This is a genomic window from Streptomyces sp. MS06, assembly GCF_047200655.1.
In the GTDB taxonomy this organism is placed as follows: Bacteria; Actinomycetota; Actinomycetes; order Streptomycetales; family Streptomycetaceae; genus Streptomyces.
On sequence record NZ_JBJZOJ010000022.1, the window covers coordinates 1 to 25,384 of the forward strand.

The following is a 25,384-nucleotide window of genomic DNA, read 5'->3' on the forward strand; positions in this document are numbered from 1 at the left end:
GCGACTACACCCGCTACATCTCCCCCGCGCGCCACTCCTCCCGCCGGGTGCTGCACGCGACCTGGGCCGGTCTGGTCCTCGGGCTGCTGGTCCCGCAACTGTTCGGCACGTTCACCGCGTTCGGGGCCCGTGCCGCGCTCGACTACGCCGGACCGCTGGTCGACGCCTCCCCCACCTGGTACCTGGTGCCGCTGCTGCTCGCCGCGTCCGCGGGCTCGGTCGGCAACGCGGGCCTGATGCTGTACTCGATGGGCCTGGACCTGGACGCGATCCTGCCGCGCGCCTCCCGGGCCCGCGCCACCTGCACCGTCGCCGTCGTCGCCACGGCCTGCGTCTTCGCCGGGCACTACGCGTCCAGCGCGCAGGACGCGATGACGTCCTTCGTGCTGCTGCTCACCGCGATCGGCACACCGTGGGCGGTCATCACCCTGATCGGTTTCGTCCGCTGCCGCGGCGTGTACGACGCCGACGCCCTGCAGGTCTTCAACCGCCGCTCGCGGGGCGGGATCTACTGGTACCGGGCCGGCTGGCACCTCCGGGCCGCCGCGTCCTGGGCGCTGGGCGCCGTCGTGGGCCTGCTCGCGGTGTCGCTGCCCGAGTACGAGGGCCCGCTGCTGTCCCTGACGGGCGGGGTGGACTGCAGCTTCCTGCTGTCGGGCCTGGTCGGCGGGGTGGCGTACCTGCTGCTGACGCCCGCCGGCGAGCACCGGGCACCCGCGCCGGCCGCCGCGGACGCCGGGTCCGGCGCGGCCGTGCGGGTGGGCGGCCGCGACTGACCGGGGCGGCCGGCCGCGGCCGGGTCTCGGCGGGCGGCCGCGACCGACCCGGGGCCGGCCGCGCCCGGCCGCCGCCGGGCGTCAGGCGATGTGGTGCATCCAGCCGTGCCGGTCCTCGGTGTCGCCGCGCTGGATGCCGAGCAGGGCCTCGCGCAGGCGGGCGGTGACCGGGCCGGTGCTGCCGTCGCCCTGCGTCCACTGGGCACCGTCGGTCTTGACGGTGCCGACCGGGGTGATGACGGCGGCGGTGCCGCAGGCGAACACCTCGGTGAGGGCGCCGCTCTCGCTGTCGGCCCGCCACTGGTCGAGGGAGATGCGCCCCTCCTCGCTCGTGCAGCCGAGGTCGCGGGCGACGCCGAGCAGCGAGTCGCGGGTGACGCCCTCCAGGATCGACCCGGTGAGGGTGGGCGTGACGATCCGGTCCCCGTAGACGAAGTACAGGTTCATGCCGCCGAGTTCCTCGACCCAGTTGTGGTCCACCGCGTCGAGGTAGCAGACCTGGTCGCAGCCCTGGGCGGCGGCCTCGGCCTGGGCGAGCAGGGAGGCGGCGTAGTTGCCGCCGGTCTTCGCGTCGCCCATGCCGCCCGGGACGGCGCGGACGCGGTCCTGGGAGACCCAGATCGACACCGGCTTGACCCCGCCGGGGAAGTAGGCGCCGGCCGGCGAGGCGATCACCAGGAACAGGTACTCGTTGGCCGGCTTGACGCCGAGTCCGACCTCGGTGGCGATCATGAACGGGCGCAGGTAGAGCGACTCCTCGCCGCCGTGCGGGGGGACCCAGTCCCGGTCCTGCCGGACCAGCGCGTCGCAGGCCTCGACGAACGTCTCGACCGGGAGTTCCGGCATGGCGAGCCGGTGCGCCGACCGCTGGAAGCGCTTGGCGTTCTGGTCGGGTCGGAAGGTGGCGACCGAGCCGTCCGGCTGGCGGTAGGCCTTCAGCCCCTCGAAGATCTCCTGGGCGTAGTGCAGGACGTTGGTGGCCGGGTCGAGGGGGATCGGGGCGTAGGGGACGAGCTGTCCGTCGTGCCAGCCACGGCCTTCCGTCCACTTGATCGTCACCATGTGGTCGGTGAAATGGCGGCCGAATCCCGGGTTTGCCAGGACCGCCTCGCGCTCTGCGCGGGAGAGCGGGTGGGCGGAGGGCTTGAGCTCGATCGTGGGCGTCGTCATCAGTGGTAGTCCTTCACCGGTTGTCGTGACGGGCCGCGGTCACGCCCGTGCGGCCCGGCCGGTCGGCGGTCGGTGCTAGGACGTCCGAGCTTTCCCTCATGTCGCGGCTCCGCGTCCGATTATCGCGCGGAGGTGGCAACCGAAGGAATCGGGGTGCAGCGGCCCAGGGAACGATGGTGGCACCCGGCGGGGACAGAGGAAAGCCGCCGGGTGCCCTTGCGACCCGACGGCTTTCGGCAGCGCGGCGGGTCAGCCGGCTACGCGTACGGCGAGCGCGTCGCCGATCTCGGAGGTGGAGCGGGCGGGCCCGCCGGCGCGCTCCGCGAGGTCGGCGGAGACGGCGTCCTCGATGCGGTCGGCCTCGGCGTCGTGGCCGAGGTGGCGCAGCAGCAGGGCGACGGACAGGACCGTGGCGGTGGGATCGGCCTTGCCCTGGCCGGCGATGTCGGGGGCGGAGCCGTGCACCGGCTCGAACATGGACGGGAACGCGCCGGCGGGGTTGATGTTCCCGGAGGCCGCCACGCCGATGCCGCCGGAGACCGCTGCCGCGAGGTCGGTGACGATGTCGCCGAAGAGGTTGTCGGTGACGATGACGTCGAACCGCTCGGGCTGGGTGACCAGGTAGATGGTCGCCGCGTCGACGTGCATGTACTCGGTGGTGACCTCCGGGTACTCGGCCGCCACCCGCTGGAAGACGTCCGTCCACAGGTGGCCGGCGAAGGTGAGCACGTTGTTCTTGTGGATCAGCGCCAGCTTCTTGCGCGGCCGGGCCTGGGCGCGGGCGAAGGCGTCGCGCACCACGCGCTCGACGCCGTAGGCCGTGTTGACGGAGACCTCGGTGGCGACCTCGTGCGGGGTGCCCTTCCGGATGGTGCCGCCGTTGCCGGTGTACGGGCCCTCGGTGCCCTCGCGGACCACGACGAAGTCGATCCGCGGTTCGCCGGCGAGCGGGGTGGCGACACCCGGGAGGAGCCTGGACGGGCGCAGGTTGACGTGGTGGTCGAAGGCGAACCGCAGCTTGAGCAGGAAGCCGCGCTCCAGGACCCCGGAGGGGACGCCGGGGTCGCCGATCGCGCCGAGCAGGATGGCGTCGTGCCGTGCCAGCCGCTCCAGGTCGGCGTCGGTGAGGGTCTCACCGGTGGCGTGGTAGCGCCGCGCGCCGAAGTCGTACTCCTCGGTCTCCAGCTTCACATCCTGCGGAAGGACGGCGGAGAGGACCTTCAGGCCTTCGGCCACGACCTCCTGGCCGATACCGTCGCCGGGGATCACTGCGAGATTGATGCTGCGAGACATGCGGGCACCCTACTCTTCGTCCCATGGAATGACATGGAACATCCACCATGTGGACAGTCGGCGGGTCGTACGACCGCCGTGCGGCTCAGTGGCCGGTCGCGCCGCCGTTGTCACGGCGGTCGAGGGCGCGCTGGAGGGCGGCTGCGGCCTGCTTGCGGTCGGACTCGCTCACGCGGGGGACGTGGCGGACGCGGCGGCGGACGGTCGTCTCGGCCATGGGAAATCGACTCCTTCGGCACCGGGTGCGCGGACAGAGGGCAACGCGGAAGGTGCGGGGAAAGCGGGGGTACGAGACGCCGGAAGGGGCGGGGAGCCTGACCGCAGGGGTTGCCTGCACAGGGGCCGGGCTCGCGACCGCCCTCGCTGGATCGAGCGAGACGTTCGGCTTCTACCAAGCTAAGGGAGGACGGCGCGTCTGTCCCGGGAATTACTCGGACTTCCTACTATCTGAGACGGCCGGCCGCACACCACCGCCCTGAGCTGCACCTGCGTAGGCGCGGGGCACCGGGTCCCGGAGGGCGGCGGGAACGCCGACGGGCCGGGCCCCCGAGGGGGACCCGGCCCGTTTCCGGCGCGGCGGAGGTCAGCCCATGTGCGGGTAGGTGTAGTCGGTCGGCGGGACCAGCGCCTCCTTGATGGACCGGGTCAGCGTCCAGCGCATCAGGTTCTGCGGGGCGCCGGCCTTGTCGTTGGTGCCGGAGGCGCGGCCGCCGCCGAAGGGCTGCTGGCCGACGACCGCACCGGTCGACTTGTCGTTGATGTAGAAGTTGCCGGCCGCGTAGCGCAGCTTCTCAGCGGTGTACGCGGCCGCCGCGCGGTCCCCGGAGACGACCGCACCGGTCAGCGCGTACCCGGACACCGACTCCATCTGGGTCAGCATCTCCTCGTAGGCGTCGTCCTGGTAGACGTGCACGGCGAGCACCGGGCCGAAGTACTCGGTGGTGAACACCTCGTTCTCCGGGTCGGTGCACTCGATGACGGTCGGGCGCACGAACCAGCCGACGGAGTCGTCGTAGCTGCCGCCCGCGACGATCGTGCAGGAGGGGTCCTGCTGGGCTCGGTCGATGGCGGCCTTGTTCTTGGCGAAGGCGCGCTCGTCGATGACGGCGCCGATGAAGTTGGACAGGTCGGTGACGTCGCCCATGGTGAGGTAGTCGACCTCGGCGGCGAACTCCTCCTTGAAGCCGGAGTTCCAGAGCGAGGCCGGGATGTAGGCGCGGGAGGTGGCGCTGCACTTCTGGCCCTGGTACTCGAAGGCGCCCCGGGTCAGGGCGGTCTTGAGCACGGCGCGGTCGGCACTCGGGTGCGCGACCAGGAAGTCCTTGCCGCCGGTCTCGCCGACCATCCGGGGGTAGGTGCGGTACTTCTCGATGTTGTTGCCGACCGTCTTCCACAGGTGCTGGAAGGTCCTGGTCGAGCCGGTGAAGTGGATGCCGGCGAGGTCGCGGTGGTTCAGCGCGACCTCGGAGACCTCGAGGCCGTCGCCGGTGACCAGGTTGATGACGCCCTTGGGCAGCCCGGCCTCCTCCAGCAGCCGCATCAGCAGCACGGCGGCGTGGGTCTGCGTCGGGGACGGCTTCCACACCACGACGTTGCCCATCAGCGCGGGCGCGGTGGGCAGGTTGCCGGCGATCGCGGTGAAGTTGAACGGGGTGATCGCGTAGACGAAGCCCTCCAGCGGGCGGTGGTCCAGACGGTTCCACACCCCCGGGGAGTTGGCCGGCGGCTGCTCGGCCAGGATCTGGCGGGCGTAGGCGACGTTGAACCGCCAGAAGTCGATCAGCTCGCAGGGCGTGTCGATCTCCGCCTGCTGCGCGGTCTTGGACTGGCCGAGCATGGTCGAGGCGGCCAGCGTCTCGCGCCACGGCCCGGAGAGGAGTTCGGCGGCGCGCAGGAAGATCGCGGCACGGTCGTCGAAGGACAGCGCGCGCCAGGCCGGCGCGGCGGCCAGGGCCGCGTCCACCGCGTCCTGGGCGTCCGCGCGGGTGGCGTTGCGGTAGGTGCCGAGGACGGACTTGTGGCGGTGCGGCTGCACGACCTGGAAGGCCTCGCCGCCGCCCATCCGCCGCTCACCGCCGATGGTGCACGGCAGGTCGATCGGGTTCTCGGCCAGCTCCTTGAGCTTGGCCTCCAGGCGGGCGCGCTCGGGCGATCCGGGGGCGTAGCCGTGCACCGGCTCGTTGACGGGGGTGGGGACCTGGGTCACAGCGTCCATGGGTTCCTTGGCTCCTTGTCTTGAGCGGGTGTTTCCGGGCTCAGCCCTTGCTGACCATCGAGCGGAGGAAGAACCGCAGGTTGGCGGGTTTCTCCGCGAGACGGCGCATGAAGTAGCCGTACCAGTCGGTGCCGTAGGCGGTGTAGACGCGCATCCGGTGGCCCTCGGCCGCGAGCCGCAGGTGCTCGTCGCTCCTGATCCCGTACAGCATCTGGAACTCGTACTCGTCGAGCTTGCGGCCGGCGCGCCGGGCGAGTTCCTGGGCGATGGAGATCAGGCGCGGGTCGTGGGACCCGATCATCGGATATCCCTCGCCGTCCATCAGGATCCTCAGGATGCGGACGTACGCCTTGTCGATCTCGTGCTTGTACTGGTGGGCCACTTCGGCGGGCTCCTTGTAGGCGCCCTTCACCAACCGTACCCGGCTGCCGGCGGCGGCGAGGCGACGCGCGTCGGCCTCGGTGCGGAACAGGTACGCCTGGATGACGCAGCCGGTCTGCGGGAAGTCCCTGCGCAGCTCCTCGTGGATGGCGAACATCGAGTCGAGGGTGGTGTGGTCCTCCGCGTCCAGGGTGACGGTGGTGCCGATGGCCGCCGCCGCCTCGACGACCGGGCGGACGTTGCCGAGGGCCAGCTCGTGCCCGCCGTCCAGGGCCTGGCCGAACATGGACAGCTTGACCGACATCTCGACGCGTTCGCCGAGCCCGAGCCCACCGAGCCGGTCGACGAGCGCCAGGTAGGAGTCGCGGGCGGCGGCCGCCTGCTCGGGGGCGGTGATGTCCTCCCCCACCACGTCCATCGTCAGCTCCAGGCCCTTGGCGGTGAGGTCCTCGATGACCGGGACGATGTCGTCGACGTTCTCGCCGGGGATGAAGCGGTCGACGACCTGTTTGGTCACCGGGGCCGCCGAGACCAGGCGTCGCATCCGGTCGCTGCGCGACGCGGCAAGAATCACGGGACCCAGCACGGGGCACCTCCACAACACAGGCAAGAAACGGCCGACGGTCCGTGAACGTGATGTTCCGGGGACGGCGCGGAGAACCACCGTGAAACCTAAGGATCCCTCCGTTCGGCGGCCATCGACAGCTGTCACGCATCCGTGCACGGGATCTCAGACACGTGTATGAAGGCCGGGTCGGGATGCGGGAGAATGCCCGGGTGACAGCGGAATTCAGGGGTGACTACCAGGAACTGGTCGACGAGATCTCGGCGCTGCTCGGCGCGCCCGCGACCCTGGAGAACCGGGACTTCGAGCTGATCGCCTTCGGTGCGTACGACAGCGAGGGCGATCTCGACCCGTCCGCCCTGGACCCGGTCCGCACCCGCTCGATCCTCACCCGGCGCTCCACGGCCGCGGTCCGCCGCTGGTTCGAGGGCTTCGGCATCACCCGGGCGACCGGGCCGGTGCGGATCCCGCCGACCCCCGACGCGGGGGTGTACCGGGGGCGGATCTGCCTTCCGGTGCGGCACCGGGGCGTCGTGCTCGGCTACGTGTGGCTGCTGGAGGGCGAGGCGGGTCCCTCCGAGGCGCAGCTGGCGGCGGCGATGGAGGTGACGGACCGGATCGGCGCGCTGCTCGCGGACGAGGCGCAGCACGGCGCCGACCTGACCCGGGAGCTGCGGGCGGTGCTGACCGCGGAGCGCGGCTGGCCCCGGGACGCGGCGGTGGCGGAGCTGCGCACCGCGCTGGGCGGCCGCGCGGACGGCCCGCACACGGTGGTCTGCGTCGCGCCCTGGCCGTCGGCCGATCCCGACGACGCACCCTCGGCCCGCGCGCTGCCGGGGGCGACGGCGCTGTGCACGGTCCCGTGGGGCACGGACGCCCAGTGCCTGGCGGTGCTGGTGCGACTGCGCGCCACGGACACCCTGACCCCGGCGGTGTCGGCGGCGTCCCGGCTGCTGGAGCGGGCGGGGTCGGTGGCCGCGGGTCCGGCCGCCGCGACCGGGCCGGCGCCCGCCGCCGGGGTGGCCGCGGCGCGGACCGGTCTCGCGGGGCTGGGGGCGGCCTGGGGCGAGGCGTCGGGGGCGGCGCGGGCGGTGCTGGCGGAGCGGCGGCTGGGCCCGGTCGCCCAGTGGGCGCGGATCGGCCCGTACCGGCTGCTGACCTCGCTGCCGCCGGAGGCCGCGCACGATCCGATGGTCGGTCCGCTGCTGCTGCCCGCCCACCGGGAGCTGGCCCGCACCGCCGAGGTGTACCTCGACTGCGCGGGACAGGCCGCCCGTACGGCCGCCGAGCTGGGCATCCACCGCCAGACGCTCTACTACCGGCTGTCCCGCGTCGAACGGCTGACCGGCCTGGACCTGGACGACGGCGAGGACCGGCTGCTGCTGCACATGACGCTGAAGGGGGCGCGGTTGTAGCCCGCGCTCCTCCGCGGCCGCGGGTTCGGCCCGGCGGTGGCGCCGAACCCCGTCTCCTGGTTCGGCCTGACGGGCTCGGCCCTCTTCACCGCCCGGTACCCGCGCTCGGTGCTCGGCTGGAGCGCGTTGGAGGCGGCGGGCGTCGTCCCTGCGGGGTGCTCGCCTCCGGATCGTGAGCGGGAGCACGCGATCCTCTGAACGGGGCCCCGGACACGCGGAACGCCGGCCGGGTCGAGGGGTCTCGACCCGGCCGGCGTTCCGACGGGGCTGTCCGTCCGGGGCGGACGGCAGGAACTCAGACCAGGTTCACCGAGCGGGCCGACGTCGCGCCGATCTCCGCCGCGACCTCGGCCAGTACGGTGGCCGCCACCGTGTCGTCGACGGTCAGTACGGCCAGCGCCTCGCCGCCCACCGTCGCGCGGGAGACCTGCATACCGGCGATGTTGATGCCCGCCTCGCCGAGGATGCGGCCGACGGTGCCGACGACGCCCGGCCGGTCCTCGTACCGCAGGACCACCATGTGGTCGGCGAGCGCCAGGTCGACGTCGTACTCGCCGACCGCGACGATCTTCTGCACGTGCTTGGGGCCGGCCAGGGTGCCGGAGACCGAGACCTCCTCGCCGCCCGCGAGGGTGCCGCGCACGGTGACGACGTTGCGGTGGTCGGCCGACTCGGAGCTGGTGGTCAGCCGGACCTCCACACCCCGCTCCTGGGCGAACAGCGGGGCGTTGACGTAGGACACGGTCTCGTCGACGACGTCCTCGAAGACGCCCTTCAGCGCGGAGAGCTCCAGCACCTTCACGTCGTGCTGGGTGATCTCGCCGTACACCTCGACGTCCAGGCGGACCGCGACCTCGCCGGCGAGCGCGGTGAAGATCCGCCCCAGCCGCTCGGCGAGCGGCAGACCCGGCTTGACGTCCTCGGCGATCACGCCGCCCTGGACGTTCACCGCGTCCGGGACCAGCTCGCCGGCGAGGGCGAGGCGGACGGACCTGGCGACCGCGATGCCGGCCTTCTCCTGGGCCTCGCCGGTGGAGGCGCCCAGGTGCGGCGTGCAGACCACCTGGTCGAACTCGAACAGCGGGGAGTCCGTGCAGGGCTCCTTCGCGTACACGTCGAGACCGGCGCCGGCGACCCTGCCCTCCTTGAGGGCCGAGTACAGCGCCTCCTCGTCGACGATGCCGCCGCGCGCGGCGTTGACGACGCGGACGCTCGGCTTGACCTTGCGCAGCGCCTCCTCGCCGATCAGGCCGAGCGTCTCGGGGGTCTTCGGCAGGTGGACGGTGATGAAGTCGGAGACCTCCAGCAGCTCGTCCAGGGACAGCACCTTCACGCCCATCTGCGCGGCGCGCGCGGGCTGGACGTAGGGGTCGTAGGCGACGACCTTCATGCCGAAGGCGGACATCCGCTGGGCGACGAGTGCGCCGATGCGGCCGAGGCCGACGACGCCGAGCGTCTTCTCGGCCAGCTCCACGCCGGTGTACTTGCTGCGCTTCCACTCGCCGTTCTTCAGCGCGGCGTTGGCCTGCGGGATGTTGCGGGCGGTGGCCACGATCAGTCCGCAGGCCAGCTCGGCCGCGGTCACGATGTTGGAGGTCGGGGCGTTCACGACCATGACGCCGGCCTTGGTGGCGGCGGAGACGTCGACGTTGTCCAGGCCGACGCCGGCGCGCGCGACGACCTTGAGCCTGTTCGCCGCGGCGATCGCCTCGGCGTCGACCTTGGTGGCGGAGCGGATCAGGACGGCGTCGACCTCGGCGATGGCCGGGAGCAGTTCGGCTCGGTCCGCTCCGTTGCAGTGCCGGATCTCGAAGTCCGGGCCAAGTGCGTCCACGGTTGCGGGCGACAGCTCTTCAGCGATGAGTACGACGGGTTTCGAGCTCACGTGAGGTCCTCACAAGTCATGGTGGCACCTCCCATGCTTCTGGAGCTATGGGGGAGCTTGCGGACGGCCGTCCCAACGGCCGCAGGCGGAGGATGGGGGGCTAGCCGCGTGGAAGACACACGACGCTGTGGGCCTGACGCGTTGTTGCAGAAGTGTAGTGGCGCGGCGGGCGCGAGAGTACGCCGCTGCGGAAGGATCACCCGTCCGTGGCTGGACGGGATGGACAACGGGGCCGGAGCCGCACGCCCGGCCCCGTGTCCGGAGGCTCAGGCCTCCTCGTCGACCCAGCTCATCAGCTTGCGCAGCTGCTTGCCGGTGGTCTCCAGCAGGTGCTCGGAGTCCTGCTTCTTGTACTCCTCGTACTTCTTCAGGCCGCCGTGGTACTCGTCCATCCAGTTCTGGGCGAAGGAGCCGTCCTGGATCTCGGCGAGCACCTGCTTCATCTCGGCCTTGGTGGCGTCGGTGATGATGCGCGGGCCGGTGACGTAGTCGCCCCACTCGGCGGTCTCGGAGATGGACCAGCGCATCTTCTCCAGGCCGCCCTCGTACATGAGGTCGACGATCAGCTTCAGCTCGTGCAGGCACTCGAAGTAGGCGATCTCCGGCTGGTAGCCGGCCTCGGTCAGCGTCTCGAAGCCGGCCTTGACCAGCGCGGCCGTGCCGCCGCAGAGCACCGCCTGCTCACCGAACAGGTCCGTCTCGGTCTCCTCGGTGAACGTCGTCTTGATGACGCCGGCGCGGGTGCCGCCGATGCCCTTGGCGTACGACAGGGCGAGGGCGAAGGCGTTGCCGGAGGCGTCCTGCTCGACGGCCGCGATGCAGGGGACGCCGCGGCCCTCCTCGTACTGGCGGCGCACCAGGTGGCCCGGGCCCTTCGGGGCGACCATGCAGACGTCGACGTTGGCCGGGGGCTTGATGAAGCCGAAGCGGATGTTGAAGCCGTGGCCGAAGAACAGCGCGTCGCCGTCCTTCAGGTTCGGGGCGATGGACTCCTCGTAGACCTCGGCCTGGATCGGGTCCGGGACCAGGATCATGATGACGTCGGCCTCGGCGGCCGCCTCGGAGGGGGTGACCACGCGCAGGCCCTGCTCCTCGGCCTTGGCCTTGGACTTCGAGCCCTCGTGCAGACCGACCCGGACGTCGACACCGGAGTCGCGCAGCGACAGGGCGTGGGCGTGGCCCTGGCTGCCGTAACCGATGACCGCGACCTTGCGGCCCTGGATGATGGACAGGTCGGCGTCGGCGTCGTAGAACAGCTCGGCCACTTTGGGTTCTCCTTGGGGGTGCAGGTGTTGCGTCCCACCGTATGACGCTGGCGGGAGGGCGGGTTCGGGAGTCTCGGAATACGGGCGGCCGACGGCGCGCCGGCCGCCCGCGGCGGGTGCTACGCCGACCGGTCGAGGGCGCGCAGCGAGCGGTCGGTGATGGAGCGGGCGCCGCGGCCGATCGCGATCGTGCCGGACTGGACCAGCTCCTTGATGCCGAAGGGTTCCAGCATCTTGAGCATCGCGGACAGCTTGTCGCCGGAGCCGGTGGCCTCGATGGTGACGGCCTCGGGGGACACGTCGACCGTCTTGGCGCGGAAGAGCTGGACGATCTCGACGACCTGGGAGCGCGTCTCGTTGTCGGCGCGCACCTTCACCAGAACGAGTTCACGCTGGACCGCCTGCGCGGGCTCCAGCTCGACGATCTTCAGCACGTTGACGAGCTTGTTGAGCTGCTTGGTGACCTGCTCCAGCGGCAGGTCCTCGACGTTCACCACGATGGTGATACGGGAGATGTCGGGGTGCTCGGTGACACCGACCGCGAGCGAGTCGATGTTGAAGCCGCGGCGGGAGAACAGGGCGGCGATCCGGGCGAGGATGCCGGGGGTGTTCTCCACCAGGACGGAGAGCGTGTGCTTGGACATGGTTCGGGGGCTCTCTTCCTCGCTCAGTCGTCTTCGTTGTCGCCGAAGTCGGGGCGGACGTCCCGAGCGGCCATGATCTCGTCGTTGGAGGTGCCGGCGGCGACCATCGGCCAGACCATCGCGTCCTGGTGGACGATGAAGTCGACGACCACGGGGCGGTCGTTGATCGCGTTCGCCTCCTCGATGGCCTTGTCGAGGTCGGCGGGGTCCTCGCAGCGGATGGCGTGGCAGCCCATGGCCTCGGACAGCTTCACGAAGTCGGGGACGCGGGTGCCCTGCGCGGGTTCCTTGCCGTCGTGCTCGGGGCCGGAGTGCAGGACGGTGTTGGAGTAGCGCTGGTTGTAGAACAGGGTCTGCCACTGGCGGACCATGCCGAGGGCCCCGTTGTTGATGACGGCGACCTTGATCGGGATGTTGTTCAGCGCGCAGGTGGTGAGTTCCTGGTTGGTCATCTGGAAGCAGCCGTCGCCGTCGATCGCCCAGACGGCCCGGTCCGGGACCCCGGCCTTGGCGCCCATGGCGGCCGGGACCGCGTAGCCCATGGTTCCGGCGCCGCCGGAGTTCAGCCAGGTGGCCGGCCTGTCGTACTGGATGAAGTGGGCGGCCCACATCTGGTGCTGGCCGACACCCGCCGCGAAGACGGTGCCCTCGGGGGCGAGCCGGCCGATGCGCTCGATGACCTGCTGGGGGGAGAGCGAGCCGTCGTCCGGCTGGTCGTAGCCGAGGGGGTAGGTCTCGCGCCACCGCTTCAGGTCGGACCACCAGGCCGAGTAGTCGCCCCGGTTGCCCTCGCTGTGCTCCTTCTGCACGGCCTGGATCAGGTCGGCGACGACCTCGCGGGCGTCGCCGACGATCGGCACGTCGGCGGCGCGGTTCTTGCCGATCTCGGCCGGGTCGATGTCCGCGTGGACGATCTTGGCGTACGGGGCGAAGCTGTCCAGCTTGCCGGTCACCCGGTCGTCGAAGCGGGCGCCGAGGGCGACGATCAGGTCGGCCTTCTGCAGCGCGGTGACGGCGGTGACCGCACCGTGCATGCCCGGCATTCCCACGTGCAGCGGGTGGCTGTCGGGGAACGCGCCGAGCGCCATCAGGGTGGTGGTGACGGGCGCTCCGGTCAGTTCGGCCAGCACCTTCAGCTCGGTGGTGGCCCCCGCCTTGAGCACCCCGCCGCCGACGTAGAGGACGGGCCGCCTGGCCGCGGTGATCAGCTTGGCCGCCTCGCGGATCTGCTTGGCGTGCGGCTTGGTCACCGGCCGGTATCCGGGCAGGTCCATGGTGGGCGGCCAGGAGAAGGTGGTCCTCGCCTGGAGGGCGTCCTTGGCGACGTCGACCAGGACCGGGCCGGGGCGGCCGGTGGAGGCGATGTGGAAGGCCTGGGCGATCACCCGGGGGATGTCCTCGGCCTTGGTGACGAGGAAGTTGTGCTTGGTGATCGGCATGGTGATGCCGACGATGTCCGCCTCCTGGAAGGCGTCCGTGCCGATCGAGGAGGAGGCGACCTGGCCGGTGATGGCGACCAGCGGGACCGAGTCCATGTGGGCGTCGGCGATCGGGGTGACCAGGTTGGTGGCTCCGGGTCCGGAGGTGGCCATGCAGACGCCGACCCTGCCGGTGGCCTGTGCGTAGCCGGTGGCCGCGTGGCCGGCGCCCTGCTCGTGGCGGACCAGGACGTGGCGCACCCGCTGCGAGTCCATCAGCGGGTCGTACGCCGGAAGGATGGCACCGCCGGGAATGCCGAATACCGTGTCGGCGCCGACCTCCTCGAGAGAGCGGATGAGGGACTGCGCGCCCGTGACATGCTCGACGGGCATCGGCTGCTGTCCTCCGGATCGGGGCCGCGGCTGCGGGTGACGGGCCCCGGTGGCCTGCTCGGTCATCGGCATTCTCTTCTCGGTGATCGCTGAGGGTTATGCGAGGTCTGTACGGTTTCGGGCTGCGGTGCGGCACGTGTCTGTGCAACAAAAAACCCCTCGTGCCGTGAGGCAAGCGAGGGGAGCGCGCCGGGTGGGTCGCTGGGGATTCCGGATCGCCTTCCGGTAGGTCCCAGCTCAGCCGACGCGCTGTCCAAGTACGAGAATTCGGGTGCGCATGGAACTGACCCTCCCTCTGGCACGCACCCGGTGTCAAGTGGGTGGGACGGGCGTCTCATCATGTGAACGCAGTCCTGCGGCGCCGCCGAGGACGACCGGCACCCCGGCCCCGTACCTCCCCGCTCCGCCGCCCGCGAGGGCCGGTTCCGCCGCCGGTACCGGTGGCAGCGGAAGCCGGCCGGCCCGGAGCGTCCTGCGCAGCCGGTACTCGTCGAGCGGACCCGAGAACGCCGCGCCCTGCCCGTACGTGCAGCCCAGAGCCCGCAGTACGGCCGCCTGCTCCGGCAGGTCCATGCCCTCGGCCGCGGACTGCAGGCCGAGGTCCGCGGCGATCCTGAGCAGTCCCCCGGTGATCTTGTGCACCCGCGCGGACTCCAGGACGCCCTCCACGAGGCCCCGGTCGAGTTTGAGCACGTCCAGCGGGAGGCGGCGCAGCGCGGCGACGCCCGCGTACCCGCTGCCGACGCCGTCCAGGGCGATCCGCACGCCGAGCCGCCGCAGGGCGTTCAGCCGGCGCTCCAGCTCGCCCAGGGACACCTGCGGGTCGATGTCGGCCAGCTCCAGCACCAGCGCACCGGACGGCAGCCCGTGCCGCGTCAACAGGGTCTCGATCGAGGTGAGCGGCAGGGTCCGGTCCAGCAGCCGGCGTGCGGGGAGGCGGACGGCCACGGGTACGGCGACCCCGGCCGCGGAGCGCTCGGCAGCCCGTTCGACGGCTTCTCGGAACACCCAGCGGGACAGCTCGGCGGCCCGGTCGCCGTTCTCGGCCACCCGCAGGAACTCGGCGGGCGTGAAGAGCACGCCCTGCGAGGAGCGCCAGCGGGCCTGCGCGGAGACGGCGGTGACCCGGCCGTCCGCGAGCCGGACCACGGGCTCGTGCAGCAGCGCGAACTCGCCGTCGTGCAGGGCGGCGCGCAACCGGGTCGCCAGCTCCGCCTTGCGCACGACGTCCTGCTGCATCTGCGGCCGGTACAGCTCGACCCGGCCCTTTCCGCCGGCCTTCGCCCGGTACATCGCCAGGTCGGCGTTGCGCAGCAGTTCACCGGCGCTCAGGCCGGGTTCGGCGAACGCGACCCCGATGGAGGCGTTGACCCGCACGTCACCGCCGTCGATGGTGTAGGGCTGCGACAGCGCGACCCGCAGGCGTTCGGCGAGTTCCAGGATGTGGCGTTCCCGGGCGGCCCGGTCCCGGGTGCCGTCGCCCGCGATCAGCGCCGCGAACTCGTCGCCGCCCAGCCGGGACGCGGTGTCCCCGTGCCGGACCGCGTCCTGGAGTCTGCGCGCGGCCTGCACGAGCAGCTCGTCCCCGGCCTGGTGCCCGATCGTGTCGTTGACCGCCTTGAAGCCGTCGAGGTCGATGAAGAGCACGGCCGTGTTGCGCAGGGCGGTACCCCGGTCGGTGGCACGGCGGCCGGACAGGGACTGCTGGACGCGGGCGGTGAACAGTGCGCGGTTGGGCAGGTCGGTGAGCGGGTCGTGTTCGGCGCTGTGCTGCAACTGCGCCTGCAGGCGTACCCGTTCGGTCACGTCCCGGCTGTTGAAGATGAGGCCGCCGTGGTGGCGGTTGACGGTCGACTCGACGTTCAGCCAGCCTCCCCCGCCCTCGGCTCCGGCCGAGCGGGAGGCGCCCCCGGCGCCGGACCGGAAGCGGCACTCGATGCGGGTGGTGGTCTCCTCGAGAGGGTTGGCGGCGAGGAAGCGGCGCACCTCGTGCAGCACGCACCCCAGGTCCTCCGGGTGGATGAGGGTGGCCAGCTCCGTACCCACCAGTTCCTCGGCCGGCCGTCCCCAGACCCTGGCCGCGGCCGGGGAGACGTACCGCAGCACGCCGTTCGGGGCGGCGATCATGATGACGTCGCTGGAGCCCTGCACGAGGGAGCGGAAGTGGTTCTCCTTCTGCGCGAGCTCCTGGGTCAGGCTGACGTTGTCGAGAAGCATGATGGCCTGGCGGATCACCAGGGCGAGCACGACGGTGCCGCCGGTCAGCAGGACCACGCGGGAGACGCTGCGGCCGTCGAGCACGTTGTACAGGATTCCCAGGGTGCAGACGGCGGCCGCCAGGTAGGGCGTGAGCGCGGCGAGGGAACCGGTGATGGGCCGGGTGGCCGGATACCGCCCGCGCTCGGCGCCCGCCGGTGCGGGCGCGTGGCTTCCGGTCGACCGTCCGGGCACGTGCTCGTGCACCACCCGGGTCCTCCCTTCGCCGTCCGTCCGGGGGTGGCGCGGGACGGCCCAGGGCGCGTAGGCGAGGAGCAGCGAGCCGGCGAACCAGCCCGCGTCCAGGAGCTGTCCGGAGCGGTAGGTGTTGTGCATCAGCGGAGAGGTGAACAGGGCGTCGCACACCACCGTCAGCGCGAGCGCGCCGATCGCCGTGTTGACGGCCGAGCGGTTCACCGTCGAGCGCCGGAAGTGCAGCACGAGCACCATGCTCACCAGCACGATGTCCAGCAGCGGGTACGCCAGCGACAGTGCGGTGTGGGCCACGCTGGGCCCGTCGAACTTCGCGGCCTGGGCGAGCGCGAGACTCCAGGAGAGGGTGAGCAGCGAGCCGGCGATCAGCCAGGCGTCCAGCGCGAGGCAGACCCAGCCGGCCCCGTTCATCGGCCTCTTGGCGAGCACCAGCAGGCCCACGATGGCGGGCGGCGCGAAGCAGAGGAAGAACGGGTCGGCGTAGGACGGGCTGGGCACGGGCCGGCCCAGCACCACCTCGTACCATCCCCAGATGCCGTTGCCGAGGGCCGCCATCGCCGAGGAGAGGGCGAACAGCAGCCAGGCGGGCCGAAAGCGGACCTGGCGGGTGCGGGCGTAGAGGAAGCAGGACACCGCCGCGGCGCCGGCTGCGAAGCTCAGTCCGAAGTCACCCATCACCAGGGCGAGTTCGGCGGACCCCCAGCCGAGCTCGGAGCCGACGGCGTATCCCGCGCACACCAGCGCCAGCAGCAACTGTTGGACCATCCCCCGCCGGTCCCCCGTCATCGGCCCGGGCGGCGACGGGAACGGTGCGGCCGACTGCGGCCGCAGCGCTCCGTCCAGCGCCGCGGTGGACGGCGGCGAGTTCACCGGTCGCTCCCGGTGCACTCGGCCCCCGACTGCCGGGAGTTCCGCCGCTCCGGCCGGGCCTGCCGCCGGCGGACGCAGCCGCGGCGGAGGGGATGAGTCGGGCGGTCGCTGCGACGGCGGGACGGGTCTGCGGGGTGACCTCGTCCGCGTGCGGCCGCGTGCCAGGGTCGCCGCCGGCGGACCCGCCGCGTCGGATCGTTCGTCCATAGGCCGTGCATCGCCCGTCGCCCCCCTCACAAATCTGACATGTCCGTCCCCGGCGCCGAATGGTGCGCGGCGCAGCCCCTGTCGGGACGATACACCAGGATCGTCACTCAGGGACATAGCATCTCTACGCTCCGTGACGACCAGCACGGATGCGGGCGGGGTCGCAGCCGGGACGCTGCGGAGGGGTGCGAGGCGGACCGCGTCCGCCGCCGGCTCCGTGCGGCCGGCACCCGGACGGGCGACGCAGCTTTGCACGGGCGGCGCACGCCCGCGGGGGAGGCACGCCCCGGCACGCGGATCCGTTCCCACGGACGGCGTAGCGCACACCGACGGGTCCGCCGCACGAGGATCCCCCGCACGGGGGATCACCCGGAAGGCTCAATCCCCGCCGCCCGCCACCCTGCGGTGCCCGGTCGTCCGCCGCCCTGCAGTGCCCGGCCGCCTGCCGCCCTACAGTGCCCGGTCGTCCGCCGTTCCCGTCGTGAGGATCACGTTCCGCAGCGGCTCCCGGCGTACGAAGCGGGTCAGCTGGTCCGCCAGCAGCCGCTTGGCGCGCGGCAGGAACGCGCTGGTGGGCCCGCCGACATGCGGGCTGATGAGCACACCGGGCGCCCGCCACAGCGGGTGCTCGGGAGGCAGCGGCTCGGGGTCGGTCACGTCGAGGGCGGCGGTCAGGCGGCCGCTCCCCACCTCGGCGAGCAGGGCATCGGTGTCGACGACGGGTCCGCGGGCCACGTTGACGAGCAGGGCGCCGTCCTTCATGCGGGCGAGGAAACCGCCGTCGACCAGTCCGCGGGTGGCGTCGGTCAGCGGGGTGGTGAGGACCACGACGTCCGCGTCGGGGAGCAGGGCGGGCAGGTCGGTGATCGGGTGCACCGGCCCGCGCGCCGTCGTGCGCGCGGAGCGCGCGACGCGCACGATCCGCGCCAGTTCGAACGGTTCGAGCCGGTCCTCGACGGCCGACCCGATGGAACCGTATCCGAGGATGAGGACGGTGCGGTCGGCCAGCGCGGGCCGGAACCCGCCCCGCCACTCACCCTTGTCCTGCGCCCGGACGAAGTCGGGGACGCCGCGCAGCGAGGCGAGGACCAGCGTGAGGGCCAGCTCGGCGGTGCTCGCCTCGTGCACCCCGCGGGCGTTGCACAGCCGCACCCCCGGGGGCAGCAGCCCGATCCCGGGCTCCACGTGGTCGATCCCCGCCGACAGGGTCTGCACGACCCGCACCGACGTCATCTCGGGCAGCGGCCGCACGGCGACCTCGCTGCCCCTGAGGTAGGGCACCACGTAGTACGCGCAGTCGGCCGGATCGGCGGGGAAGTCCGGTTCGCCGTCCCAGAACCGGTAGCGGGGGCCCTCGGGCAGGCCCTCGATCTCCTCGGCGGGCAGGGGGAGCCACACATCAGCGGTCGCAGTCATGGTCAGGAGGCTAGGTGAGGCCGGCGGGCGCGCAGAGGTTAGGTTGAAGGCGCCGGCAGGAGGAGGTTCACGAGCAGGTGGAGCGCAGGACGATCGGTGCGGCGGCGCTCGCGGTGGGCGCCGTCGGGCTCGGGTGCATGCCGATGAGCTGGGGGTACAGCGGATCTCGGCGGCGGGGCGACGAGTCCCTCAGAGCGGCGCACCGCGCGCTGGATCTGGGCTGCGACCTCCTGGACACGGCGGACGTCTACGGCCCGTTCACCAACGAGCTGCTGCTGGGGCGGGTGCTGAAGGAACGCCGCTCGGAGGCCTTCGTGTCGACCAAGGTGGGACTGCTGGCGGGCGAGCAGCACCTGGTGGCCAGCGGCCGCCCCGGCTACGTGAGACGGGCCTGCGACGCCTCGCTGCGGCGGCTCCGGACCGATGTGATCGACCTGTACCAGCTTCACCGGGCCGATCCGGAGGTCCCGGTCGAGGAGACCTGGGGGGCCATGGCGGACCTGGTCCGGGCCGGGAAGGTGCGGGCGCTGGGGCTGTGCGCGGTGGGTGCGCGCGGCGGACGCCGGGCGGGGGGCCCGATGTACGAGGGGACGCTCCGGCAGCTGCGGAGGGTGCAGCAGGTGTTCCCGGTCGGCGCGGTGCAGGCCGAGCTGTCGGTGTGGTCGCCGGAAGCGCTGCACGCTCTGCTGCCGTGGTGCGCGGCGCGCGGGGTCGGGTTCCTGGCCGCGATGCCGCTGGGCAACGGGTTCCTGACCGGCACCCTCACCCCCGGTGAGGGCTTCGAGCCGGACGACATGCGCGCCCGGCACCCCCGCTTCACCGCCGAGATGATGGCCGCGAACCAGCCGATCGTGGCCGGCCTGCGCCGTGTCGCCGCCCGCCACGGCGACGAGGTGACCCCCGGCCAGGTGGCACTGGCCTGGGTGCTGGCCCAGGGACCCGGCGTGGTCCCGGTACCGGGGGCCAAGCACGAGCGCTGGGTGGCGGAGAACGCGGCCGCGGCCCGGCTGAGGCTGACCGAGCGGGATCTGGCCGAGGTGGCGTCGCTGCCGCCGGCGCGGGGATCCTGGGACTGAGGCCCGGGGTGCCCGGACACGATGGCCGGGGTGCCCGGACTCGATGGCCCGGGAACGGGACCCGGTGATCGGGGACGGGACCCGGTGATCGGGGACGGGATTCGGTGATCGGGGACGGGATTCGGTGATCGGGGACGGGATTCGGTGATCGGGAACCCGGGAGCCGCGAGCGGTGTAGACAGGAAGAAGCCCGCGTCGAAGGGACCATGATCGTGCAACGTCGAGCCGTGGCGGCCGCGCTGGCCGCCGCCGCCCTCGTGCTGGCGGCCGGTTGCTCCTCCGGCGGCGGGGGGCCGTCGGGGACCGGGGCCGGGGCCACCCCGGGGGCGAGCAGCGCGCAGGCCCCCTCGCCCTCCCGGACGACGGCCGAGCCGACACCGCCCGCGAAGGGCTCGGTGCAGGTGGTGCGCACCGTCGCGACCGGCCTGGACACCCCCTGGGGCCTCGCTCCGCTCCCCGGCGGCGACCTGCTGGTCTCCTCACGGGACCGGGGCACGATCACCCGCGTCGACCCGGAGACCGGCCGCAAGACGGAGCTGGGCGAGGTCAGCGGGGTGGATCCGGCCGGTGAGGGCGGGCTGCTCGGTATCGCCCTCTCCCCGGACTACGCCTCGGACCACATGGTCTACGCGTACTTCACCTCGGCGTCCGACAACCGCGTGGTGAGGGTGCGGTACGACGAGAAGCGGGCGGCCGGGGACCAGTTGGGCGCCCCGGACACGGTGTTCAAGGGGATACCCAAGGGGGTGATCCACAACGGCGGGCGGATCGCCTTCGGCCCCGACGGGATGCTGTACGTGGGCACCGGCGAGAGCGGTGACGGGCGGCTCTCCCAGGACAAGGGCTCCCTGGGCGGCAAGATCCTCCGGATCACCCCGGAGGGCGACCCGGCCCCCGGCAACCCCTTCCCCGACTCCCCCGTGTACTCCTACGGCCACCGCAACGTGCAGGGCCTGGCCTGGGACGCCGAGCAGCGGCTGTTCGCCTCGGAGTTCGGCCAGGACACCTGGGACGAGCTGAACGCGATCAAGCCGGGGGACAACTACGGCTGGCCGGAGGCGGAGGGCCGCTCCGGCAATCCCGCCTACCACGATCCGGTGGCGCAGTGGCACACCGACGAGGCCTCCCCCAGCGGGATCGCCTACGCCGAGGGCTCCGTCTGGATGGCCGCGCTGCGGGGCGAGCGGCTGTGGCGGATCCCGCTGAAGGGCACGCAGACCTCGGCCGCCCCGCAGGCCTTCCTGACCGGCGAGTACGGCCGGCTGCGCACCGTCGTGTCCGCGGGCGGCAACAGGCTCTGGCTGACCACCAGCAACACCGACGGGCGGGGCGACCCGAAGAGCGGCGACGACCGGATACTGGAGCTCCGGGTGAGCTGACCGGTCCGCCGATGCCCGGCCACCCGCCGACCTGCCGACCTGCCGCCGGGGCCGTCGTGGGGCGGCTCCCGCCCGGCCCACCTCAACCCGGCGAGCTCGCTCCGGCCCCAGCCCGCGCCCGGAGCCCGCTCCCGCCCCGGCCCGCCCCCGCCCCGGCCCGCCCCCGCTGCTGGTCCGGCGCCGTCAGCGGGCCTCCACGGTCCGCCTGGGGTCCGGCGGCGGGAAGAGTTCCAGCCGGTGCGCCATCGCGGCCGCCTCGCCTCGGCCGGCCACGCCGAGTTTGGCCAGGATGTTGGAGACGTGCACGCTGGCCGTCTTCGGGGAGATGAAGAGCTCCTCGGCTATCTGGCGGTTGGTGCGGCCCGCCGAGACCAGGCGCAGCACGTCGCGCTCCCGGCCCGTGAGCCCCAGCGACTCGGCCGGGTCGACGGGTGCGGGCGGGCTGTCGGAGGCGGCGGCCAGGGCGAGGCGGGCGCGCTGGGCGAGCCCGGTGACGTCCGCGGCGAGCGGGCGGGCGCCGAGGTGCGCGGCGGTGGCGCGGGCGAGGCGGAGCAGATCCGCGGCGCGGGCGCGCTCGTCCTCCCCCGCTGAGGACGGCGAGGCGGCCGGCCGGCGGGCCCCCGAGGTCAGCAGGGCCTCGGCGAGGCGGTGGCGGACGCGGGCGAGGTCGTAGGGGCGTTCCAGCGCCTCGAACGCGGTGACCACGTCCGTCCAGTCGTCGACGGTGCCCGTGCCCTCGGCCCGGCGCAGCTCCGCGCGGACCCAGTCGGCGTGGGCGTGCCAGACGGGGGCGTTGGTCGCGAGCCGTTTCGCCGCCGCCCGGATCCGCTCCAGGGCTTCGGCCCGGCCCGGCTGAGCGACCGGAAGGGTGCGGGTGTCGGCCTCGGCGGTGGCCGCGGTGATCAGCAGCGGCCAGCCGTAGGACTGGGTACCGGGCGGGAATCCGGCGTCCAGGACGCGGGCCAGCTCCTCCCGGGCGTCGAGGAGGCGGCCCTCGGCCGCGGCGATGCCGATCGACAGGCAGGCGAGCAGCAGCAACTGATGGGGCATGCGGTCGTGGGCGCCGAAGAAGGCCCGGGCGTCGGCCAGCCGGCGGGCCGCTTCGTCCCGGTCCCCGCGGGCCAGTGCGAGGTGGGCCAGGCACGCGGCGCCCGCGCCCTGCGGCCGGGCGCTCTGTCCCCTGCGCAGCGCGACCTCCGCCGCCTGGGCTGCCTCCGTCCAGCAGCCCAGGGAGTACCGGGACTCGGCGAGGTTGGCCCAGACCCAGGCCTCGGAGTCGAGCAGGCCGAACCTCCGGGTGAAGTCCCCGCCCTCGACGAGGATCTCCGCGGCCTCCCGGGACCGGCCGACGGACTCCAGATCGCCGGGCAGGTTCACATAGGCGCGTCCCGCGACGTAGAAGGCGCCCTCCCGCAGGGCCTGCTCCTTGACCTCCTGCAGCAGTGCGAGACCGCCGTCGGTGTCGCCGGCGTGCAGCGTGAGGCACCCGAGGGTGAGCCGGGCGTTGAGTTCGGTCTGTCGGGCGCCGACCATGCGCGCGTACTGCACCGCCCGCTCGGCGTCCGCGACCGCCTCGGGCCCCGGCTCGCGCAGCATGGACCAGTTCGCGACGTGGGTGAGCACCTCGGCGTGCACCTCCGAGGGCGGCAGCCCGCGCACCAGTTCCTGCGCCCTGGTCAGTTCCGCGCGGCCGTCGCCGCGGGCCAGGGCCTGCACCAGGCGGGAGCGCTCGACCCAGAACCAGGCGGTGTGCAGGGGGTCGTCCTGGTCCTCCAGGAGTCTCAGCGCCCTCTTGGTGATCTTCAGTGCGCGTTCGCGTTCGCCGCAGAAGCGGCCCGCGACGGCGGCCTCCCCCAGCAGGTCGAGGTAGCGCAGCGACCGGGCCGGGTCGCCTCCGCATCCGGGGTAGGCCGCCGCGCAGTCGAGGGGGCGCAGTGCGGCGCGCACCTCCTCGGGGGCGGCATCCCAGAGTTCCATCGCCCTTTCCAGCAGGCGCAGTTGCTCGCTGTACGCGTGCCGGGCGCGGGCCTGTGCGGAGGCCTCCAGGACGACGGGCAGTGCCTTGGCCGGGTCGTGCGCGTGGTACCAGTAGCTGGCCAGGCGCATGGCGCGCTGGTCGTCGGGGACGAGGCCCGCGTCCGCCTGGAGGGCCTCGGCGTAGCGGCGGTTGAGGCGGGAGCGCTCGCCGGGCAGCAGATCGTCGCTGACCGCCTCGCGCACCAGGGAGTGGCGGAAGCGGTAGCCGTCGTCGGAGGCCAGAGCGGTGAGGATGCTGGCGCCGACCGCGGAGCGCAGGGCTTCGATGAGGTCGTCCTCGGCCTGCCCGGCGACGGCGGCGAGCAGCCGGTGCTCGACGGCGGAGCCGCCCTCGGCGACGGCCCGGACGACCTGCTGGGCCGTTTCGGGCAGCGCCTCGACGCGGACCAGCAGCAGGTCGCGCAGGGAGTCGGTGAGCCCGGCGCAGCAGCCCTCGGCGGCGGCGACGGCGAGCTCCTCGACGAAGAAGGCGTTGCCGTCGGACCGTTCGTAGATGTCGTCGACGTGGCCGGGGTCGGGTTCGGCGGCGAGGATGCCGGCGATCTGGCGGCCCACCTCGTCGCGGGTCAGGCGGCCCAGTTCGAGGCGGCGGACGGTGCGCAGCCGGTCGAGTTCGGCGAGCAGCGGCCGCAGCGGGTGCCGGCGGTGGATGTCGTCGGCGCGGTAGGTGGCGAGGACGACGAGACGGCCGGTGCGCAGGGTGCGGAAGAGGTAGGCGAGCAGGTGGCGGGTGGAGGCGTCGGCCCAGTGCAGGTCCTCCAGCACGAGGACGACCGCGCGGTCCGCGCAGACCCGCTCCAGCAGGCGCACGGTGAGCTCGAACAGGCGGGCAGTGCCCTCCTCCTCGTGCCGTCCCCCGCCGGTGTCGCCCAGTTCGGGGAGCAGGCGGGCGAGTTCCTCCTCCTGGCCGGCGGCCGCGGCGGCGAGTTCGGCGGGCAGTTCGCGCCGCAGGGTGCGCAGCGCGGCGGAGAACGGGGCGAAGGGCAGTCCGTCGGCGCCGATCTCGACGCAGCCGCCGACCGCGGCGACGGCGCCCCGCCGGGCGGCCCGGGCGGTGAACTCCTCCACCAGCCTGGTCTTGCCGACTCCGGCCTCGCCGGCGAGCAGCAGTGCCTGCGGTTCGCCGGACCGGGCCCGGTCGAGCGCTTCGTCCAGCGCGGCCAGTTCTGCGGTGCGGCCGACGAACACGGGGCTGACGGATCTGTTCTCCACGGGGCCGAGCATCGCACGCGGACGCGGGCCTGCGGCAGGGGTTTTCCCCGTGCCGGGAACACGCACGCGGGCGGCCCCGGTGCTTCCGGGACCGCCCGTGGCCGCCATGCGGGCGGTCATGCGGTGTGGGTGGACCAGCGCCGCCGGGACCCGCGGCTATGGTGCTCGCTGCCGGAGCGCGCCGCGGCCGCTCGGCGCAGGGCACGGCGGGCGGCGCGGCCGCCCCGGGCGGCCTCGCGGGCCAGCCGCTCGTCCTCGGCCCGGCGGATCAGTTCCGCGGAACGCGCCCGGTGGAAGTCGTACTCGTACATGGTGTGCTCCCGGTGACGAAGGTCGGTGCCGGTCCGCGCTGTTCGCGGCGACACGTCGACCTTCCTCCGCCAGGGGGGTCCGCCGCATCGGGAGACTTCCGCATCTGTGCGCCCCGCGGGGCCTCAGATGCGCGTCGGGGGGACTCAGACCGATGCGGGGCGGCGGCGGGCCGGGGCTGAGGCCCCCTCAGACGGGTGGGGTCAGCCGGTGGCGGGCAGGCCGAGCAGTACGTCGGTGTACTTCAGTACGGCCAGGAGCAGGCCGATGAGACCGAGGCAGACGCCGGCCCAGGCGACCGACTTGATCCACGGGGCCTGCGGCCTGCCGGGCGCGCCGAACGCGGGCCGGGCGAGGACGCCCGCGCCGACGATCAGCGCGGTGAGCGCGAACAGGCCGGCCCAGACCGCGGTGGCGTGCCAGGCGTCCCCGTAGCCCTCCTTGACCATTCTGGCGACGCTGGAGGACGTCGAGGTCCGGAGCTGGCCGATGAGCGACTGGCGGGCGGAGGCCACGGTGCCGATCCAGCCGCCGGTGAGGGAGACGATCCCGAGCGCGGCGGAGACGACGGCTCCGGCGCCCTGACCGACCCCGGAGGGGCCCGCCGGGGCCTCGGGCGCCGCCTCGACGGCGGAGTCGTCGCCCGCCTCGTCGACGGCCTCGGCCTCCCCGGCCGGCGTGCCCGGGTCCGTCTCGCCCTCCTGCCCGGCGGTCCCGGCCTTCTCGTCGGCCGGCGCCGCGGGCCCGGTCGTCCCGCCGGCTGCTGTCCCGTCGGCCGGTGTCCCGGCCGTCTCCTCGGCTGTCTTCGTTCCCATGCTCCGCACGGTACGGAGGGAGTCTGAGAGGCCGCTTAACGCTCGGTTCACACCCGGTGGCACTCGCCCCGTCCGGAGGATCGGCGCCTCGGCCCCGTCCGTCGGATCGGTGCGCAGGAGAGCCGGGGTTCCCCTGCGGGTACGGATGGTCGGGGCGCGGTGCGTTCGCGTGCC

General features: G+C 73.1%; 19 protein-coding genes. 5 read left to right on the forward strand and 14 right to left on the reverse strand.

What is annotated here, in order from left to right; genetic code table 11:
* A partial coding sequence (locus ACL02U_RS14210; RefSeq protein ID WP_412791154.1) for a cytosine permease occupies positions 1-776 on the forward strand: 776 nt, incomplete at its 5' end.
* A gap of 81 nt (positions 777-857) precedes the next feature.
* On the opposite strand, the gene ACL02U_RS14215 is transcribed toward ACL02U_RS14210, so the two are convergent.
* The 5 genes from ACL02U_RS14215 to ACL02U_RS14235 all read right to left on the reverse strand — a co-directional run bounded on the left by ACL02U_RS14215 (position 858) and on the right by ACL02U_RS14235 (position 6,421).
* Positions 858-1,946: a branched-chain amino acid aminotransferase gene (locus ACL02U_RS14215; RefSeq protein ID WP_412791155.1), complete on the reverse strand. Its 1,089-nt coding sequence runs from the start codon at positions 1,944-1,946 to the stop codon at positions 858-860.
* A gap of 249 nt (positions 1,947-2,195) precedes the next feature.
* The gene (locus ACL02U_RS14220) at positions 2,196-3,239 is read right to left on the reverse strand and encodes a 3-isopropylmalate dehydrogenase (RefSeq protein ID WP_412791156.1); all 1,044 of its coding nucleotides are present in this window, start codon (positions 3,237-3,239) and stop codon (positions 2,196-2,198) included.
* 85 nt (positions 3,240-3,324) lie between these two features.
* Positions 3,325-3,456, reverse strand: coding sequence for a hypothetical protein (locus tag ACL02U_RS14225; protein ID WP_412791157.1), 132 nt, complete (start codon positions 3,454-3,456; stop codon positions 3,325-3,327).
* Between the two features lie 366 nt (positions 3,457-3,822).
* A complete protein-coding gene (gene pruA, locus ACL02U_RS14230) occupies positions 3,823-5,454 on the reverse strand; it encodes an L-glutamate gamma-semialdehyde dehydrogenase (protein WP_412791158.1) in 1,632 nt (543 codons plus the stop codon).
* Positions 5,455-5,494: 40 nt separating this feature from the next.
* On the reverse strand, positions 5,495-6,421 hold the full coding sequence (locus ACL02U_RS14235; RefSeq protein ID WP_412791159.1) for a proline dehydrogenase family protein: 927 nt from the start codon (positions 6,419-6,421) through the stop codon (positions 5,495-5,497).
* Positions 6,422-6,594: 173 nt separating this feature from the next.
* Here ACL02U_RS14235 and ACL02U_RS14240 point away from each other — a divergent pair, with 173 nt between their 5' ends.
* Positions 6,595-7,815, forward strand: a complete 1,221-nt coding sequence (locus ACL02U_RS14240) for a PucR family transcriptional regulator (RefSeq protein WP_412791160.1) — start codon at positions 6,595-6,597, stop codon at positions 7,813-7,815.
* A gap of 36 nt (positions 7,816-7,851) precedes the next feature.
* Positions 7,852-8,013 carry a hypothetical protein gene (locus ACL02U_RS14245; protein WP_412791161.1) on the forward strand — a complete coding sequence of 54 codons (162 nt, stop codon included), beginning with the start codon at positions 7,852-7,854 and terminating at the stop codon, positions 8,011-8,013.
* Positions 8,014-8,110: 97 nt separating this feature from the next.
* Here ACL02U_RS14245 and serA read toward each other — a convergent pair whose 3' ends face one another.
* From serA to ACL02U_RS14275, 6 genes are all read right to left on the reverse strand, one after another.
* Positions 8,111-9,700, reverse strand: a complete 1,590-nt coding sequence (serA, locus tag ACL02U_RS14250; protein ID WP_412791162.1) for a phosphoglycerate dehydrogenase — start codon at positions 9,698-9,700, stop codon at positions 8,111-8,113.
* Positions 9,701-9,966: 266 nt separating this feature from the next.
* Entirely contained in the window at positions 9,967-10,965 is a 999-nt protein-coding gene (gene ilvC, locus ACL02U_RS14255) for a ketol-acid reductoisomerase (protein ID WP_412791163.1), read from the reverse strand.
* A gap of 119 nt (positions 10,966-11,084) precedes the next feature.
* Complete coding sequence (gene ilvN, locus ACL02U_RS14260) at positions 11,085-11,609, reverse strand: acetolactate synthase small subunit (protein WP_412791164.1); 525 nt, start codon at positions 11,607-11,609, stop codon at positions 11,085-11,087.
* 23 nt (positions 11,610-11,632) lie between these two features.
* A complete protein-coding gene (locus ACL02U_RS14265) occupies positions 11,633-13,486 on the reverse strand; it encodes an acetolactate synthase large subunit (protein WP_412791165.1) in 1,854 nt (617 codons plus the stop codon).
* Between the two features lie 246 nt (positions 13,487-13,732).
* Complete coding sequence (locus ACL02U_RS14270) at positions 13,733-16,759, reverse strand: putative bifunctional diguanylate cyclase/phosphodiesterase (protein WP_412791166.1); 3,027 nt, start codon at positions 16,757-16,759, stop codon at positions 13,733-13,735.
* Between the two features lie 657 nt (positions 16,760-17,416).
* Positions 17,417-18,382 (reverse strand): 2-hydroxyacid dehydrogenase, encoded by a 966-nt coding sequence (locus ACL02U_RS14275; protein WP_412791167.1) that lies wholly within the window; start codon positions 18,380-18,382, stop codon positions 17,417-17,419.
* A 77-nt stretch (positions 18,383-18,459) separates the two neighbouring features.
* On the opposite strand from ACL02U_RS14275, the gene ACL02U_RS14280 reads away from it, so the two are divergent.
* A complete protein-coding gene (locus ACL02U_RS14280; protein WP_412791168.1) occupies positions 18,460-19,458 on the forward strand; it encodes an aldo/keto reductase in 999 nt (332 codons plus the stop codon).
* A gap of 206 nt (positions 19,459-19,664) precedes the next feature.
* A complete protein-coding gene (locus tag ACL02U_RS14285; RefSeq protein ID WP_412791169.1) occupies positions 19,665-20,837 on the forward strand; it encodes a PQQ-dependent sugar dehydrogenase in 1,173 nt (390 codons plus the stop codon).
* Positions 20,838-21,020: 183 nt separating this feature from the next.
* Here the strand turns inward: ACL02U_RS14285 and ACL02U_RS14290 are convergent, their stop codons facing one another.
* The 3 genes from ACL02U_RS14290 to ACL02U_RS14300 form a co-directional block, all read right to left on the reverse strand.
* Entirely contained in the window at positions 21,021-24,098 is a 3,078-nt protein-coding gene (locus ACL02U_RS14290) for a helix-turn-helix transcriptional regulator (RefSeq protein WP_412791170.1), read from the reverse strand.
* 104 nt (positions 24,099-24,202) lie between these two features.
* Complete coding sequence (locus tag ACL02U_RS14295) at positions 24,203-24,451, reverse strand: hypothetical protein (RefSeq protein WP_412791171.1); 249 nt, start codon at positions 24,449-24,451, stop codon at positions 24,203-24,205.
* Between the two features lie 147 nt (positions 24,452-24,598).
* On the reverse strand, positions 24,599-25,210 hold the full coding sequence (locus ACL02U_RS14300) for a hypothetical protein (protein ID WP_412791172.1): 612 nt from the start codon (positions 25,208-25,210) through the stop codon (positions 24,599-24,601).
* Positions 25,211-25,384: the final 174 nt, after the last annotated feature.